19 protein-coding genes are annotated in these 16,154 nt (G+C 61.8%); 17 read left to right on the top strand and 2 right to left on the bottom strand.

The window, feature by feature from the left end; translation table 11 throughout:
- Positions 1 to 34 precede the first annotated feature (34 nt).
- The 12 genes from fleN to AC3A5O_RS10060 all read left to right on the top strand — a co-directional run bounded on the left by fleN (position 35) and on the right by AC3A5O_RS10060 (position 10,820).
- The gene (gene fleN, locus AC3A5O_RS10005; protein WP_003184001.1) at positions 35 to 865 is read left to right on the top strand and encodes a flagellar synthesis regulator FleN; all 831 of its coding nucleotides are present in this window, start codon (positions 35 to 37) and stop codon (positions 863 to 865) included.
- On the top strand, positions 862 to 1,605 hold the full coding sequence (gene fliA, locus AC3A5O_RS10010) for an RNA polymerase sigma factor FliA (RefSeq protein WP_003184000.1): 744 nt from the start codon (positions 862 to 864) through the stop codon (positions 1,603 to 1,605). Before fleN ends, fliA begins: the two co-directional genes overlap by 4 nt.
- Before the next feature lie 166 nt (positions 1,606 to 1,771).
- Positions 1,772 to 2,143, top strand: a complete 372-nt coding sequence (locus AC3A5O_RS10015; RefSeq protein WP_064378627.1) for a chemotaxis response regulator CheY — start codon at positions 1,772 to 1,774, stop codon at positions 2,141 to 2,143.
- An 18-nt stretch (positions 2,144 to 2,161) separates the two neighbouring features.
- On the top strand, positions 2,162 to 2,947 hold the full coding sequence (locus AC3A5O_RS10020) for a protein phosphatase CheZ (protein WP_305470256.1): 786 nt from the start codon (positions 2,162 to 2,164) through the stop codon (positions 2,945 to 2,947).
- A gap of 30 nt (positions 2,948 to 2,977) precedes the next feature.
- On the top strand, positions 2,978 to 5,236 hold the full coding sequence (locus AC3A5O_RS10025; protein ID WP_305470258.1) for a chemotaxis protein CheA: 2,259 nt from the start codon (positions 2,978 to 2,980) through the stop codon (positions 5,234 to 5,236).
- A 48-nt stretch (positions 5,237 to 5,284) separates the two neighbouring features.
- Positions 5,285 to 6,412 (top strand): protein-glutamate methylesterase/protein-glutamine glutaminase, encoded by a 1,128-nt coding sequence (locus AC3A5O_RS10030; protein ID WP_122568998.1) that lies wholly within the window; start codon positions 5,285 to 5,287, stop codon positions 6,410 to 6,412.
- Positions 6,412 to 7,152, top strand: coding sequence for a flagellar motor protein (locus tag AC3A5O_RS10035; protein ID WP_122568997.1), 741 nt, complete (start codon positions 6,412 to 6,414; stop codon positions 7,150 to 7,152). Before AC3A5O_RS10030 ends, AC3A5O_RS10035 begins: the two co-directional genes overlap by 1 nt.
- Positions 7,153 to 7,167: 15 nt before the next feature.
- Positions 7,168 to 8,052 (top strand): flagellar motor protein MotD, encoded by an 885-nt coding sequence (motD, locus tag AC3A5O_RS10040; RefSeq protein WP_060738632.1) that lies wholly within the window; start codon positions 7,168 to 7,170, stop codon positions 8,050 to 8,052.
- A gap of 49 nt (positions 8,053 to 8,101) precedes the next feature.
- Positions 8,102 to 8,893 carry a ParA family protein gene (locus AC3A5O_RS10045; RefSeq protein ID WP_122568995.1) on the top strand — a complete coding sequence of 264 codons (792 nt, stop codon included), beginning with the start codon at positions 8,102 to 8,104 and terminating at the stop codon, positions 8,891 to 8,893.
- A 96-nt stretch (positions 8,894 to 8,989) separates the two neighbouring features.
- Positions 8,990 to 9,865: a CheW domain-containing protein gene (locus AC3A5O_RS10050; protein ID WP_122568994.1), complete on the top strand. Its 876-nt coding sequence runs from the start codon at positions 8,990 to 8,992 to the stop codon at positions 9,863 to 9,865.
- Positions 9,866 to 9,937: 72 nt separating this feature from the next.
- Positions 9,938 to 10,423: a chemotaxis protein CheW gene (locus AC3A5O_RS10055; RefSeq protein ID WP_003199144.1), complete on the top strand. Its 486-nt coding sequence runs from the start codon at positions 9,938 to 9,940 to the stop codon at positions 10,421 to 10,423.
- A 1-nt stretch (position 10,424) separates the two neighbouring features.
- Positions 10,425 to 10,820: a DUF2802 domain-containing protein gene (locus tag AC3A5O_RS10060; RefSeq protein WP_003183966.1), complete on the top strand. Its 396-nt coding sequence runs from the start codon at positions 10,425 to 10,427 to the stop codon at positions 10,818 to 10,820.
- Between the two features lie 461 nt (positions 10,821 to 11,281).
- Here AC3A5O_RS10060 and AC3A5O_RS10065 read toward each other — a convergent pair whose 3' ends face one another.
- Together AC3A5O_RS10065 and fliK are read right to left on the bottom strand one after the other, a co-directional pair.
- Positions 11,282 to 11,611, bottom strand: coding sequence for an EscU/YscU/HrcU family type III secretion system export apparatus switch protein (locus tag AC3A5O_RS10065; protein WP_122568993.1), 330 nt, complete (start codon positions 11,609 to 11,611; stop codon positions 11,282 to 11,284).
- Positions 11,608 to 13,179, bottom strand: coding sequence for a flagellar hook-length control protein FliK (gene fliK / locus AC3A5O_RS10070; protein ID WP_122568992.1), 1,572 nt, complete (start codon positions 13,177 to 13,179; stop codon positions 11,608 to 11,610). The genes AC3A5O_RS10065 and fliK overlap by 4 nt, the downstream gene beginning before the upstream one ends.
- Positions 13,180 to 13,378: 199 nt before the next feature.
- Between fliK and ccmA the strand changes: the two genes are divergently transcribed.
- The 5 genes from ccmA (at position 13,379) to ccmE (ending at position 16,154) form a co-directional block, all read left to right on the top strand.
- Positions 13,379 to 14,014, top strand: a complete 636-nt coding sequence (ccmA, locus tag AC3A5O_RS10075; RefSeq protein ID WP_305470263.1) for a cytochrome c biogenesis heme-transporting ATPase CcmA — start codon at positions 13,379 to 13,381, stop codon at positions 14,012 to 14,014.
- Positions 14,011 to 14,679 carry a heme exporter protein CcmB gene (gene ccmB / locus AC3A5O_RS10080; protein WP_003183957.1) on the top strand — a complete coding sequence of 223 codons (669 nt, stop codon included), beginning with the start codon at positions 14,011 to 14,013 and terminating at the stop codon, positions 14,677 to 14,679. The genes ccmA and ccmB overlap by 4 nt, the downstream gene beginning before the upstream one ends.
- Positions 14,680 to 14,773: 94 nt before the next feature.
- Positions 14,774 to 15,529, top strand: coding sequence for a heme ABC transporter permease (locus tag AC3A5O_RS10085; RefSeq protein WP_122568990.1), 756 nt, complete (start codon positions 14,774 to 14,776; stop codon positions 15,527 to 15,529).
- Entirely contained in the window at positions 15,526 to 15,702 is a 177-nt protein-coding gene (ccmD, locus tag AC3A5O_RS10090) for a heme exporter protein CcmD (protein WP_122568989.1), read from the top strand. The genes AC3A5O_RS10085 and ccmD overlap by 4 nt, the downstream gene beginning before the upstream one ends.
- Positions 15,699 to 16,154, top strand: coding sequence for a cytochrome c maturation protein CcmE (ccmE, locus tag AC3A5O_RS10095; RefSeq protein ID WP_057448504.1), 456 nt, complete (start codon positions 15,699 to 15,701; stop codon positions 16,152 to 16,154). The genes ccmD and ccmE overlap by 4 nt, the downstream gene beginning before the upstream one ends.

The following is a 16,154-nucleotide window of genomic DNA, read 5'->3' on the forward strand; positions in this document are numbered from 1 at the left end:
GCCTCCGTCTAAGAAGACAAGGTAAAGAACGAACATGGGCAGCATGCATCCCGTACAGGTGATCGCGGTGACCGGCGGCAAAGGTGGCGTCGGGAAGACTAACGTGTCAGTGAACTTGTCCCTGGCTCTGGCAGAGCTTGGCCGACGGGTCATGCTGCTGGACGCCGACCTGGGCCTGGCGAACGTCGACGTGCTGCTGGGGCTTACCCCCAAACGCACCCTGGCGGACGTGATCGAAGGCCGCTGCGAACTGCGCGACGTGCTGTTGCAGGGGCCAGGCGGGATTCGTATCGTGCCGGCTGCCTCCGGCACCCAGAGCATGGTTCACCTGACCCCAGCCCAACACGCGGGCCTGATCCAGGCTTTCAGCGACATCGGCGACAACCTCGATGTGCTGGTGATCGATACCGCGGCCGGCATTGGCGACTCGGTCGTCAGTTTCGTGCGCGCCGCCCAGGAAGTGCTGCTGGTGGTCTGCGACGAACCGACGTCCATCACCGACGCCTACGCCCTGATCAAACTGCTGAACCGCGACTATGGCATGAACCGCTTCCGCGTCCTGGCCAACATGGCCCAGAGCCCGCAGGAAGGACGCAACCTGTTCGCCAAGTTGACCAAGGTCACCGATCGCTTCCTGGACGTCGCCCTGCAATACGTCGGCGCGGTGCCTTACGACGAAAGCGTGCGCAAGGCCGTCCAGAAGCAACGTGCCGTCTATGAAGCCTTTCCACGTTCCAAATGCGCGCTGGCGTTCAAGGCGATCGCCCAGAAGGTCGATACCTGGCCATTGCCGGCCAATCCTCGCGGGCATCTGGAGTTTTTCGTCGAACGTCTTGTGCAACAAACAGCAGGGCCCGTGCTATGACAGCCAGCGGTTACAACCATCTCTACAAAAAATCGGCACGGGACGCCCAATACGAATTGATCGAGCGTTATGCGCCACTGGTCAAGCGTATCGCCTACCACTTGCTGGCGCGGTTGCCGGCCAGTGTCCAGGTCGAGGACTTGATCCAGGCCGGCATGATCGGCCTGCTTGAAGTGTCGAACAAATACGACGCCAGCAAAGGCGCCAGTTTCGAGACCTATGCCGGTATTCGCATTCGCGGGGCGATGCTCGATGAAGTCCGCAAGGGCGATTGGGCGCCGCGTTCGGTGCACCGCAATACCCGCATGGTCAGTGACGCGATTCGGGCAATTGAAGCGAAAACCGGGCGTGACGCTAAAGATCACGAAGTTGCTGCCGAACTCCAGTTAAGTCTCGATGATTATTACGGGATTTTGAACGATACCTTGGGCAGCCGCCTGTTCAGTTTCGACGACCTGCTGCAGGACGGCGAACACGAAGGGCTGCACGAGGATGGCGCGAGTGCTCACATGGAGCCATCGCGTGACCTGGAAGATGAACGTTTCCAGAGCGCGCTGGCGGATGCGATTGCCAATTTGCCGGAGCGTGAGCGACTGGTCTTGGCGCTGTACTACGACGAAGAGCTGAACCTCAAGGAAATCGGTGAGGTCCTGGGGGTCAGCGAATCGCGGGTCAGCCAGTTACACAGCCAGTGCGCGGCCCGTTTGCGGGGGCGTTTGGGGGAGTGGCGAGCGCGTTGACAGGCAGTGTGGGGACACTGCGACGAGGCTGGCCTGGCAGGTACTGCGCCAGTCTCCATCCGTTGTGCTCCGGACCGTTGTCGAGTGTTGTGCCGGATTGATTGAAATGGCGCGTCCAGGTGCTGGGCGCGTTTAAGACTGCTTGGAGGTCGAATTGGACAAGAACATGAAAATCCTCATCGTTGATGACTTCTCAACGATGCGGCGGATCATAAAAAACCTGTTGCGTGACCTTGGGTTCACCAACACGGTCGAGGCGGATGATGGCGTCACAGCCATTCCGGTCCTCAACAGCGGGAGCATCGACTTTCTGGTGACTGACTGGAACATGCCCGGCATGACCGGTATCGACTTGTTGCGCCATGTGCGCGCCGACGAAAAGCTCAAGCATCTTCCGGTGCTGATGGTCACTGCCGAAGCCAAGCGCGAGCAGATCATCGAAGCGGCCCAGGCCGGTGTAAACGGCTATGTGGTCAAACCCTTCACGGCCCAGGCGTTGAAAGAGAAGATCGAAAAAATCTTCGAACGCATCGGTTAACTGCGCCACGGGGGAGCTATGGACAACGAATCTTCAATGGGCGATTTCGAATCGACCCTGAAAAAACATGCCCGCGAACTGGTCGACAGCCTTGAAAAAGGTCGCTTTGGCGATGCGGTTCAAATGATCCATGAGCTCAACCAGACCCGTGACCGCGGTCTGTATCAGGAAGTGGGCAAGCTCACGCGTGAACTGCACAGCGCGATTGTCAATTTCCAGATCGACCCGCACATGCCGCAGGCCGAGGAAGTCTCGCAGATCACCGACGCCACCGAGCGCCTGGGGTATGTGGTCAAGCTGACCGAGGCCGCGGCGAACCGCACCATGGACCTGGTGGAAAGTGCAACGCCGCTGGTCAACGGCCTGAGTGAAGAAGCCCAGGCCTTGAGCACCGACTGGGGCCGGTTCATGCGTCGCGAAGTCGGTGCTGAAGAGTTTCGGGAGCTGGCCCGTCGGGTCGACGGTTTCCTGGCGCGCAGCAGCACCGAGAACCGCGCCGTGGCAAGCAACCTCAACGACATTCTGCTGGCCCAGGACTATCAAGACCTGACCGGCCAGGTGATCAAGCGTGTGACCCAATTGGTCACCGAAGTGGAAAGCAACCTGCTCAAACTGGTGTTGATGGCCAGCCAGGTCGACCGCTTTGCAGGCATCGAACACGACCGTGAAGCGATGCTTGCTGAAAAAGATCCACAAAAACATCTCTCTCAGGGTGAAGGTCCGCAAATTCATGCCGATAAAAGAGAAGACGTTATGTCCGGTCAGGACGATGTGGACGATTTGCTGTCCAGCCTTGGATTCTGAGTTTTAGCCCTGTTTTAGGAGCAGCCATTAATGAGCTTCGGCGCCGATGAAGAGATCCTTCAGGATTTCCTGGTTGAGGCCGGCGAGATTCTAGAGCAACTGTCCGAACAGCTGGTCGAGCTGGAAAGCCGACCTGATGATGCGGATCTGCTCAATGCAATTTTTCGCGGTTTCCACACTGTAAAAGGAGGCGCCGGCTTCCTCCAGCTCAACGAGCTGGTGGAGTGCTGCCACATTGCCGAAAACGTGTTCGATATCCTGCGCAAGGGTGAGCGCCGCGTGGATTCGGAACTGATGGACGTGGTGCTCGAAGCGCTGGATGCGGTCAACAGCATGTTCAGTGAAGTGCGTGAGCGCTCGCCGATCACGGCTGCCACCCCCGAGCTGCTTGCCGCGCTATCGCGCCTGGCCGAGCCGCAATCGGCTGACGAAGCGGCGCCGATTGTCGAGGCGGTGGTTGAAGAGCCGGTCGCCGAAGAATCGGGCGACATCACCGATAACGAATTCGAACAGCTGCTGGACTCCCTGAATACCGTCAAGGCCCAGGCCGAGGCACCAGCCGCTCCGGCTGCACCTGCTGCGCAAGCCGCCGGTGGGGCGGCCAGCGATGAAATCACCGATGCCGAGTTCGAGTCGCTGCTCGACCAGCTTCACGGCAAGGGTCAGTTCGCGCCGGATGCGGTCGTTCCGCCGACGGCCCCGGCCGCCCCGAAAGCGGCGGGCGACAGCTCGGACATCACCGATGATGAATTCGAAGCCTTGCTCGACCAGTTGCATGGCAAGGGCACCTTTGCCGTTGACGCGCTGGATTCGGCCATCGCTTCGGCACCGACGCCGGCCAAGCCCGCCGCCGCTGCCGCGGGTAGCGACCTGATCAGCGACCAGGAATTCGAATCGCTGCTCGATGAGCTGCATGGCAAGGGTAAGTTCAGCGAAGTCGGTACGGCTGCCGCTGCGCCTGCTGCCGCTACCGTTGCGCCAGCGGCCAAGGCTGCGCCCAAACCCGCTGCCAAGGCACCGGAGCCCAAGGCCGAGCCCGCCAAGCCTGCCGCTGCCGCTGCTGCCCCGGCACCCGCCCGTGCTCCGGCGGCGGCGCCAGCGGAAAAACCAGCCAGCGAAGCCGAGACCACCGTTCGAGTCGACACCGCACGCCTGGACGAGATCATGAACATGGTCGGCGAATTGGTGCTGGTGCGTAACCGACTGGTGCGCCTGGGCCTCAACAGCCAGGACGAAGCCATGTCCAAAGCCGTGTCGAACCTCGACGTGGTCACGGCAGACCTGCAGACCGCGGTCATGAAGACCCGCATGCAGCCGATCAAGAAAGTCTTCGGGCGCTTCCCGCGCCTGGTTCGCGATCTGGCTCGCCAGCTCAAGAAAGAAATCAACCTGGAACTGGTGGGTGAAGAGACCGACCTCGACAAGAACCTTGTCGAAGCCCTGGCCGACCCGCTGGTCCACTTGGTGCGCAACGCGGTCGACCACGGCATCGAGTCGCCGGAAGAGCGCGAAGCCTCGGGCAAGGTCCGCAGCGGCAAGGTGATCCTGGCCGCCGAGCAGGAGGGCGACCACATCCTGCTGTCGATCTCCGACGACGGCAAAGGCATGGACCCGAATGTACTGCGTGCCATCGCGGTGAAACGCGGTGTGATGGACAAGGATGCGGCTGACCGTCTGAGCGAATCCGAGTGCTACAACCTGATCTTCGCCCCGGGGTTCTCGACCAAAACCGAGATTTCCGACGTGTCGGGCCGTGGTGTGGGCATGGATGTGGTGAAAACCAAGATTTCCCAGCTCAACGGCTCGATCAATATCTACTCGACCAAGGGCCTGGGCTCGAAGATCGTCATCAAGGTTCCGTTGACCCTGGCGATCATGCCGACCCTGATGGTGATGCTGGGCAACCAGGCCTTCGCCTTCCCGCTGGTCAACGTCAACGAGATCTTCCACCTCGACCTGTCGCGCACCAACGTGGTGGACGGCCAGGAAGTGGTGATCGTACGGGACAAGGCATTGCCGCTGTTCTACCTCAAGCGCTGGCTGGTCAGCTCCGCGGCTCATGTGGAGCAGGGCGAAGGCCATGTGGTGATCCTTTCGGTGGGCACCCAGCGGATCGGCTTCGTCGTCGACCAGTTGGTGGGCCAGGAAGAAGTGGTCATCAAGCCGTTGGGCAAGATGCTCCAGGGCACACCGGGCATGTCCGGCGCCACCATCACCGGCGACGGCCGCATCGCGTTGATTCTCGATGTGCCAAGCATGCTCAAGCGTTACGCCGCCCGGCGTATTTGATTCTGGAGGGGCGTGGCCCAGGGCCGCGCCTCGTCTAACGGAGTGTTTATGGTAGTTAAAGTCCTGGTGGTGGACGATTCGGGGTTTTTCCGTCGCCGTGTCTCGGAAATTCTTTCGGCGGACACGAGTATTCAGGTCGTCGGTACCGCGACTAATGGCAAAGAGGCGATCGATCAGGCCCTGGCACTCAAGCCGGACGTGATCACCATGGACTACGAGATGCCGATGATGGATGGCATCACGGCCGTGCGGCATATCATGCAGCGCTGCCCGACCCCGGTCTTGATGTTCTCGTCCCTGACCCACGAAGGCGCCCGGGTGACTCTCGATGCGCTGGACGCCGGGGCGGTGGATTTCCTGCCGAAGAATTTCGAAGACATTTCGCGCAACCCCGACAAGGTCCGGCAGTTGCTGTGCGAAAAGGTCCACAGCATTTCCCGCAGCAATCGCCGTGTCGGTGCCTACAGCGCACCGGCGCCAGCCCCGGTTGCGGCGCCAAGCCCGACGCCGACGGCATCGAGCAGCTTCAATCCGGCACCTGTACGCAGCGCCCCGGCCCCTGCGCCGACGCGTTCGGCACCTGCCAGTGCCTCGTCGCCGGCCCCCAAGCGCAAAGCCTACAAGCTGGTTGCCATCGGCACGTCCACGGGCGGCCCGGTGGCGCTGCAACGGGTCCTGACCCAGTTGCCGGCCAACTTCCCGGCTCCCATCGTGTTGATCCAGCACATGCCCGCGGCGTTTACCAAGGCGTTTGCCGAGCGTTTGGACAAGCTGTGCAACATCAACGTCAAGGAAGCCGAGGATGGCGACATCCTGCGTCCGGGCCTGGCCTTGCTGGCGCCGGGTGGCAAGCAGATGATGATCGACGGTCGCGGCGCGGTGAAAATCCTGCCGGGCGACGAGCGCCTGAACTACAAGCCTTGCGTGGATATTACCTTTGGTTCCGCGGCCAAGTCCTACGGTGACAAAGTTCTGGCGGTGGTGCTCACCGGCATGGGTGCCGACGGTCGCGAAGGCGCACGGCTGCTCAAGCAGGGCGGCAGTGCGATCTGGGCCCAGGACGAAGCCAGTTGCGTGATCTACGGCATGCCGATGGCGATCGTCAAAGCCGATCTTGCCGACGCAGTGTATGGGTTGGACGACATCGGTAGACACCTGGTTGAGGCCTGCCTGTAATGGATGTGCTCAGCCTGATTGGCATCATCATGGCGTTCGTCGCCATCATTGGCGGCAATTATCTGGAAGGCGGTCACCTGGGCGCGCTGGCCAACGGCCCGGCGGCGTTGATCGTGATCGGTGGCACCGTTGGCGCGGCGCTGCTGCAGTCTCCCATGAGCGCTTTCAAGCGGGCCATGCAGGTGCTGATCTGGATTCTGTTCCCGCCCCGTGTCGACCTTGCCGGTGGTATCGACCGCGTCGTGAACTGGAGCCTGACCGCTCGCAAGGAAGGCTTGCTGGGTCTGGAAGGGGTGGCTGACGCCGAACCTGACAGTTACTCGCGCAAAGGCCTGCAACTGCTGGTGGACGGCGCCGAGCCGGAGGCCATCCGCAGCATCCTGGAAGTGGATTTCTACACCCAGGAAAGCCGCGACATCGAAGCGGCCAAAGTCTTCGAAAGCATGGGCGGCTACGCGCCGACCATCGGCATCATCGGTGCCGTGATGGGCCTGATCCATGTGATGGGCAACCTGGCCGATCCGTCGCAACTGGGCAGCGGTATCGCCGTGGCGTTCGTCGCCACGATCTACGGCGTGGCGAGTGCCAACCTGGTGCTGCTGCCCATCGCGGCCAAGCTCAAGTCCATCGCGTTGCGTCAGTCGCGCTATCGCGAAATGTTGCTGGAAGGGATCCTGTCGATCGCCGAAGGTGAAAACCCGCGCTCCATTGAGTTGAAGCTCCAGGGCTTCATGGACTGATGGGGGGTATGGAACATGGCACGTCGCAGGCATCGTGAAGAACACGTCAACCATGAACGCTGGCTCGTTTCCTACGCCGACTTCATCACGCTGCTGTTCGCTTTTTTCGTGGTCATGTATTCGATTTCGTCGGTCAACGAAGGCAAGTACAAAGTCATTTCCGAGGCGTTGATCGGGGTCTTCACCGATTCCGACCGGGCCCTCAAGCCGATCCCTATCGGTGAGGAGCGGCCCAAGACCACCACGCCGGCCAAGCCCTTGGTCAAGGACAGCGAGCAGGTCGACGCCGGTATCGCCGGCAGCAGCGATCCGTTGAAGAGCATCGCCGACGACATCAGCGCGGCGTTCGGTGACCTGATCAGCTCCAACCAGATGACCGTGCGCGGCAACGAGCTGTGGGTCGAGATCGAACTCAATTCCAGCCTGTTGTTCGGCAGCGGCGACGCCATGCCCAGCGACATGGCGTTCAACATCATCGATAAGGTCGCGGCGATCCTCAAACCCTTCGACAACCCGATCCATGTCGAAGGCTTCACGGACGACCAGCCGATCCGTACCGCGCAATACCCGACCAACTGGGAACTGTCCTCGGCCCGTTCGGCGAGCATTGTGCGCATGCTGGCGATGCAGGGCGTGAACCCCGGTCGCCTGGCCTCGGTGGGCTACGGTGAGTTCCAGCCGGTGGCCAACAACGCCACGGCCGAGGGGCGTGCGCGCAACCGGCGGGTAGTGCTGGTGGTGTCGCGTAACCTCGATGTACGTCGTAGCCTGACCGGTACCGGTACGGCCAATGCAACCCCGGATGCGGCATTGAAGCGGGCTGGCACACAAACTGCACCGGCTCCGGTCAAGTCGCCGGGAAGACAGAGTGCCGTCAATTCTCCGTCACCCGCTTTATAACCGAGCTATTTCTCGGTCGAGCCTGTTTCGGCCGGGAGGAACGATCCGAATGAGAGTCTGGGCAGTCGCCAATCAAAAAGGTGGTGTGGGCAAGACCACATCTTCCATCGCTTTAGCCGGGTTGCTGGCCGAGGCGGGCAAGCGCGTGGTCATCGTCGACCTGGACCCCCATGGCTCGATGACCAGCTATTTCGGCTACGATCCCGATAGCCTGGAGCACAGCAACTTCGACCTGTTCCTGCACAAGGGCGTTGTGCCCGAGGGCCTGCCAGGGCAATTGCTGTTGTCCACCAGCGACGAGCGGATTTCCCTGTTGCCGTCGAGCACCGCCCTGGCCACCCTGGAGCGACAGTCACCCGGGCAGAGCGGCTTGGGCCTGGTGATCGCCAAGAGTCTGGCGCAGCTGTGGCAGGATTTCGATTACGCGATCATCGACAGCCCGCCGTTGCTGGGGCTGCTGATGGTCAATGCGTTGGCCGCCAGTCAGCAATTGGTGATTCCCGTGCAGACCGAGCATTTGGCGGTCAAGGGCCTGGAACGCATGGTCAATACACTGGCGATGGTCAATCGCTCGCGCAAACAGACACTGGCCTTCAACATCGTGCCGACACTGTTCGACCGTCGCACCCAGGCGTCCTTGGGGACCCTGCGTGTGTTGCGGGACATGTACCCGGAGGACATCTGGCAAGGCTATATCCCCGTCGACACCCGCCTGCGGGATGCCAGCCGCGCCGGTGTGACCCCTTCGCAATTCGATGGCAAGAGCCGTGGCGTGCTGGCCTACCGAGCACTACTCAAGCATCTGCTGGCCCAACAGCTTGTTTCGCAGCAGGTGGCTTAAGGTGACGAGGCTTTCCACTGGCAGTGTGTTCGCTTGCGAACGCTCAAGTCCTGCCGCATTCATGCCGATAACCTCTTCAAGTGGCGCACTGTTCCTATGAGCCGCCCAATAAAGACAACCTCGCGTCCGCAAATGGCCCTGCAGTCCTATCTGGATGGGCTGTTGCAGGAAGCGACCGAAGAATTGACACCACTGCCAAACGTGATCGAGGCGTTGCCCGAACATGTCGAAGCCGAGGGTGTGCTGGATGAATTTCAAGCGGCCGTGCTCGAAGAGCAGGCCCGTGACGCACAGAAGTCAGTGGTGGCCGCGGCGGTCGAGGCACCGTTCATCAAGCCTCAACTGGCGGTAATGGAGGCTTCTGCGCCGATCCTGGCGCCGGTCTCGACCGTTGCCCCGTTGCTGCAAGGGCTGGTGACGCCGGTGGTGGAAGTCCACTTGCCGCCGAGCAACCCACCGCCACCGGTGCCGGGCGACGACCGTCCGGCCTGGGCTGCCGAGCCGTTCGAGTGTTTGTTGTTCGATGTGGCCGGGTTGACCCTGGCGGTGCCGCTGGTGTGCCTGGGATCGATTTATTCCCTGGCCGGGCAGGAACTGACGCCGTTGTTCGGCCAGCCGGAATGGTTCCTCGGGATCCTGCCGAGCCAGGCGGGCAACCTGAAGGTACTGGATACGGCACGCTGGGTGATGCCGGACCGTTATCGCGATGATTTTCGCCAAGGCCTGCAGTACGTGATTTCGGTGCAAGGTTATGAGTGGGGGTTGGCGGTGCACCAGGTCAGCCGTTCGCTGCGCCTGGATCCGAACGAGATCAAGTGGCGCAGCCATCGAGGGCAACGGCCATGGCTGGCCGGTACGGTGATCGAGCACATGTGCGCCTTGCTGGACGTTTCCGAGCTGGCGGAGTTGATCGCCAGCGGCGGGGCAAAACACCTGGGCGGCAGCAAGAAGCCGGTCCAGAAACCGAAATAAGACAACCGGCGGCGCACAGCGTCGCCGGACAGAATACACGCCGCCACAGGCGGTTTTTCGAGGGGTCAGGGTATGAATGATAAGGCGTCGTCTCAAAAGGGTTCTGAAGATCCGATTCTGCAATGGGTGACCTTCAAGCTCGATAACGAAACCTACGGCATCAACGTGATGCGCGTTCAGGAAGTGCTGCGCTATACCGAGATCGCTCCGGTACCGGGTGCACCCAGCTATGTGTTGGGCATCATTAACCTGCGCGGCAACGTGGTCACCGTGATCGACACCCGTCAGCGCTTCGGCCTGATGAACGCCGAGATCAGCGACAATACCCGGATCGTCATCATTGAGGCCGACAAGCAAGTGGTTGGCATCATGGTCGACAGCGTCGCCGAAGTGGTTTATCTGCGCCAGTCGGAAATCGAGACGGCGCCGAACGTGGGTAACGAAGAGTCCGCCAAGTTTATTCAGGGCGTGTGCAACAAGAACAACGAGTTGCTGATTCTGGTTGAACTGGACAAGATGATGAGCGAAGAAGAGTGGTCGGAACTGGAGAGTATCTGATTTGATTCTTGAGGTAGCAGTCATTGTCCTGTTCCTTTTCTGGGCAGGCACGCTGGCGATGTTCTTGGCATACATACGTGGCCAGCGGCAGATCGCCGCTCAGCAGGCCCAGGGCGATGCGCTGCGCGATCAGCGCATCAAGGACCTGGCCAAGCGCGTCGACGATTACCAGAACGGCACCGTGCGCATGGGCGAAGCGCTCCATGAGCTGCGTGCTGTGGTCGCGCCGTTGCCGGATAAACTCGCCCAACTGGAACAGCGCGACCCCTCCAGCCTGTCCTTCGCCCAGGCCGCTCGCCTGGTGGGCATGGGCGCCAGCGTCGACGAACTGACCCAAGCCTGCGGCCTGACCCAGGCCGAGGCGGAGTTGATGAGCAAGCTGCATAAGGGCGGCTGATCGCTTTCATCCCGATCCAATTGTGGGAGCGAGCTTGCTCGCGATAGCGGTGTATCAGTCGATATCCATGTTGACTGACAGGGCCCCATCGCGAGCAAGCTCGCTCCCACAGGTTTTTCTGGTGCTTGCAGATTGATCATTCCAGCCAATGCACCGCCCCTGTGGCGAGGGAGCTTGCTCCCGCTGGCCTGCGCAGCAGGCCCCGGCATTCCTCCAGGCAGACCGTATCGCCCGTTTTTGCGGCTGCTGCGCAGCCGAGCGGGAGCAAGCTCCCTCGCCACGATTGCCCGCGCTTTGCCGCAGAGATCCCATGTGGGAGCGAGCTTGCTCGCGATAGCGGTATATCGGTCGATATTAATGTTGGCTGACAGGGCCCCATCGCGAGCAAGCTCGCTCCCACAGGTTTTTCTGGCGTTCACACACTGATCGTTCCAGCCAACACACCGCTCTTGTGGCTGTGATCAGTAATCATCGCCGCGGTCGGTCACATCCTTTTCGACGCTCGGCGCATTCGGGTCGTGGCCTTGGGGGAACTTGCCCTTGAGGTTCCAGGCAAACGCGATAATCTCGGCAATCGTGCGGTACAGCTCTTCCGGGATGCTGTCCCCCAATTCCATCCGTGCCAGCAGCTTCACCAGTTCGGCATTTTCATAGATCGGTACTTCACTGTCCCGGGCGATCCGCAGGATTTCCTCGGCCAGGGCGTCGTCGCCCTTGGCGGTGAGGGTCGGGGCGTGGTGGCCGTCGTACTTGAGGGCGATGGCCTGGCGGGGTTCGGTGTGGGTTGTCATGCGGTTTCGTCCACCCAGCGTTGTTCCAGGCGAGTCTTGGGGCCTTGGGGCGGGGTGCCGAGGTGGCAGTCCAGGTCGCCGACGTTCAGGCCACAGGTCACCAGGCGCTCGCGCAGTGCTGTCAGGTTGCTTTCGATCAGGCTCGCGGTGTACGGCCGTTCTGCCCACAATTGGCTGGACAGGCTGCCGCTGAGCAACTGGGCTTGAATCTGCAGCGGACCGAGCGGTTCCATATCAAACGCCAGCTCGACCCGCCAGAGCTGCTGTTTCGGCTCGCGTTCCTCTCGGCGTTCGTCGGGTTGTTCCCGGGGCGGGGTTTCCTCGCGCTGGAACTTGACCTGCAGCGGCACGATGTCCTGCAGGTTGCGCATCGGGATCTCCAACTGCCAGGTGCTCATCAACCGACCGTCGTCGGTCAGGCCGGTCTGTTCCAGGCTCGACAACTGATGGCTTTGCAGGCGCGACACGGCAGCGGCGGCCAGGCGCAGCAGGTGCTCCAGATCGCCTTCTTCGTTCTGCTCTTTCAGCAGGCGCGAGGGCAGCGGAAAACTGGTGGGTTGCGGCTTGGCGCTGACCTGACCGAGCATCCCCAAGGCACTACGGACGAAACTCGGCAGGGTCTGGGCCAGCGTATTGGCGGCAATGATGGCGCTGAGGTTGGTGGAGGCGGGCAGGGCCGGTGTCAGTTGGGCGATCAGTTTCAGCAGGTCGCCTTTCATGTCCGGCGCCAGGCTCGGTGGCTGTCCGGCGAGCAATTTGCTTTCCAGGAACACACCGCTGGCGACCATGGCCTGGGCCAAGCCCTTGGGCGTGCTCAGTTGCTGGACATCCGGCAGGCCAGCCAGCAAGCGAGTCACCGCGGCACGCAGCTCGGCGCCAGTGTCATCGGTGACCGGCAGGTTTTGCAGGGCGGTGACCAGGCTGTCCAGGGAGCCCTGGCGGCTCACCTGGGTGACCAGTTGCTGGCTCACCGCCAGTTGCTCCTGGCGGTTGCTCAGGGGCACGAATTTCAACGTTTGGGCATCTTGCACCTGGGCGCTCAAGAGTGTGCCGATGCGCAGCGGTTGGGGGCTGTCGATGTCCAGGGTACTGCCGGCCTGGGCGGTATTGAGCAGGCTCACCAACGACCGATAGACCGCCGGCTGCCCGGGTAACGATGGCAACGGCTGGCTGGTCAACACCTTGCCTTGCAGCAACGTGCCGACCGGCATCTGCGCCGTGTCGATGCGCGTCAAGGTGGCGACGCTAGAGGCAACGGCCTGTTGCACGGCAATCGTCAGGTTGCTGGGGGACGGTTGGGTTACGGCCAGGCTGGTGCCCTGGGGCAATGGCTGGGTGCTGGTGGCTTGCACGGTGGTCTGGCGACCGCTCTCCAGGGTGACCTTGAGCAGTAGCTGGAAAGTCTGGTCGGCCTGCTTGAGCGACAGCACTTCGGCCTGGGCGGTCTGGCCGGGGCCGATCAGCCCTGCGGCCGGTGCCAGCAATTTAAGCAGCTCGCCCGTCACCGCTGGCATACGCGTCGTTGCCGTGGCCTGGGGCAGCGGCAGGATGTTGATGTCGCCTGTCATCTGCGGTCTTTACCCTGGGAAAATAAGCCCTCTTTAGAGTAGGGCATCACATGTATAATGCCGCCCGTCTTTCAGGGAGTGGCGAAAACCTTGCAATTGTTTGACGCAGCTCTGTGGAACAGGCCGTCAAAGCATCTATGCTGCACCTCTTTAACGGCCGCTGCACCGCCGACTTGAACCGTATAAGGCCCGCGATCCCTTGACCAGTCCTCTCTTGCAAACCGTTGGCCTCGCCTGTGAGCGAGACTTGCGGCTGCTTTTCGAAAATCTCGAATTGAGACTCTCGCCTGGCGACATGGTGCAGATCAGTGGTCCCAACGGCAGCGGCAAGACCAGCCTGCTGCGTCTGCTCGCCGGGTTGATGCAGCCCACTGCGGGCCAAGTGTTGCTCAATGGCCAGTCCTTGCACAGCCAGCGCAGCGAACTGGCCCGTAACCTGCTCTGGATCGGTCATGCCGCCGGGATCAAGGATTTGCTGACCCCCGAAGAAAACCTCAGTTGGCTCTGCGCGCTGCATACGCCCGCCGGGCGCGAGGCGATCTGGCAGGCGTTGGCGGCGGTTGGGCTGCGCGGCTTCGAGGATGTGCCGAGCCACACCCTGTCCGCCGGCCAGCAACGCCGCGTGGCCCTGGCGCGCCTGTATCTGGACAGCCCACCGCTGTGGATTCTTGACGAGCCGTTCACCGCCCTGGACAAGCAGGGCGTCGCGCAGCTCGAGGAACACCTGGCCCGGCACTGTGAAAACGGCGGCACGGTGCTCTTGACCACCCACCACACGCTGGCGCGGATGCCGTCCGGTTATCGCAACATCGATCTGGGGAACTGGGCCGTATGAGTGTGTTTGGCCTGTTGCTGGCCCGCGAGGCGCGCCTGCTCTTTCGTCGTCCGGCCGAATTGGCCAATCCGCTGGTGTTCTTCGCGATCGTCATCGCGTTGTTCCCATTGGCGGTCGGTCCGGAGACTCAATTGTTGCAAACCTTGTCCCCGGGACTGGTCTGGGTGGCTGCGCTTTTATCGGTCCTGCTCTCGCTGGACGGGCTTTTCCGCAGTGATTTCGAAGATGGTTCACTGGAACAGTGGGTCCTTTCGTCGCACCCCCTGGCCCTTCTGGTTTTGGCCAAGGTACTGGCACACTGGGTTTTTTCCGGGCTGGCACTGGTACTGCTCTCGCCGCTGCTGGCGATGATGCTGGGCTTGCCCGCCGCGTGCATGCCGGTGCTGCTGGTGTCGCTGCTGCTGGGCACGCCGGTGCTGAGCCTGCTCGGTGCGGTGGGTGCGGCGTTGACGGTGGGCTTGAAGCGCGGTGGCCTGTTGTTGGCGCTGCTGATCCTGCCCTTGTATATCCCGGTGCTGATCCTGGGCAGTGGTGCCTTGCAAGCGGCGTTGCAAGGCATGCCCGCGACCGGTTATCTGCTGTGGCTTGGGAGCCTGACCGCCCTGGCGATAACCCTGACACCCTTTGCAATAGCCGCTGGCCTGAAGATCAGCGTCGGCGAATAATAATGAGGCCTGGTCAAGAATTGACCACTTCTGCGGAAGTTAAGGCAGACCTGGCGGCTCGTGATGACGAGCCGCAACCGTGATGGAAACTGCAATGAACTGGACCTGGTTTCATAAGCTCGGCTCACCCAAGTGGTTCTACGGCATCAGCGGCAAGATGCTGCCCTGGTTGAGCGTCGCCGCCCTGTTGCTGATCGGCACCGGCCTGGTCTGGGGCCTGGCTTTCGCGCCGCCGGATTACCAGCAGGGCAACAGCTTCCGCATCATCTATATCCATGTGCCCACGGCGATGCTGGCCCAGTCGGTCTACGTGATGTTGGCGATCTGCGGCGTGGTCGGGCTGGTGTGGAAGATGAAGCTGGCCGACGTGGCCCTGCAATGCGCCGCGCCCATCGGCGCCTGGATGACCGCCGTGGCGCTGGTCACCGGGGCCATCTGGGGCAAGCCGACCTGGGGTTCGTGGTGGGTCTGGGATGCGCGACTGACGTCGATGCTGATCCTGCTGTTCCTGTACTTCGGTCTTATTGCGCTGGGCAACGCCATCAGCAATCGTGACAGTGCCGCCAAGGCCTGCGCGGTGCTGGCGATTGTCGGCGTGATCAACATCCCGATCATCAAGTACTCGGTGGAGTGGTGGAACACCCTGCACCAGGGCGCGACGTTCACCCTCACCGAAAAACCGGCGATGCCCGTCGAAATGTGGCTGCCGCTGTTGCTGACGGTGCTGGGCTTCTACTGTTTCTTCGGCACGGTGCTATTGCTGCGCATGCGCCTGGAAGTGCTCAAGCGCGAGTCCCGGGCCAGTTGGGTGAAGGCCGAAGTGCAGAACAGCCTGGAGGCCGCTCGATGAGTTTCGCTTCATTCGGCGATTTTCTCGCCATGGGCCATCATGGCCTGTATGTCTGGTCCGCCTATGGCATTTGCCTGGCGGTGCTGGGCCTCAACGTGGCGGTGCCGATCCTGGCCCGCAAGCGGTATCTGCAACAAGAGGCGCGTCGTCTGCGCCGGGAGAACGGTCAGTGAATCCGCTTCGCAAAAAACGTCTTGTCATCATTCTGGCGATCCTGGTGGGTGTCGGTGCCGCGGTCGCCCTGGCCCTGAGCGCCCTGCAGCAGAACATCAATCTGTTCTACACCCCGACCCAGATCGCCAACGGCGAAGCGCCGAAAGACACGCGTATCCGCGCTGGCGGCATGGTGGAAAAAGGCTCGCTGGTGCGTTCCGGGGATTCGCTGGACGTTAAATTCAATGTCACCGACTTCAGCAAGACCGTGACCATCACCTATCGCGGCATCCTCCCGGACCTGTTCCGCGAAGGGCAGGGCATCGTCGCCCTGGGCAAGCTCAACGCCGATGGCGTGGTGGTGGCCGACGAAGTGCTGGCCAAGCACGACGAAAAATACATGCCGCCGGAAGTGACCAAGGCCCTGAAAGACAGCGGCCAGTCGGCGCCCGCTCCCGTGAAGGAGGGCTGA

Source organism: Pseudomonas sp. Soil_N_39 (assembly GCF_057655955.1).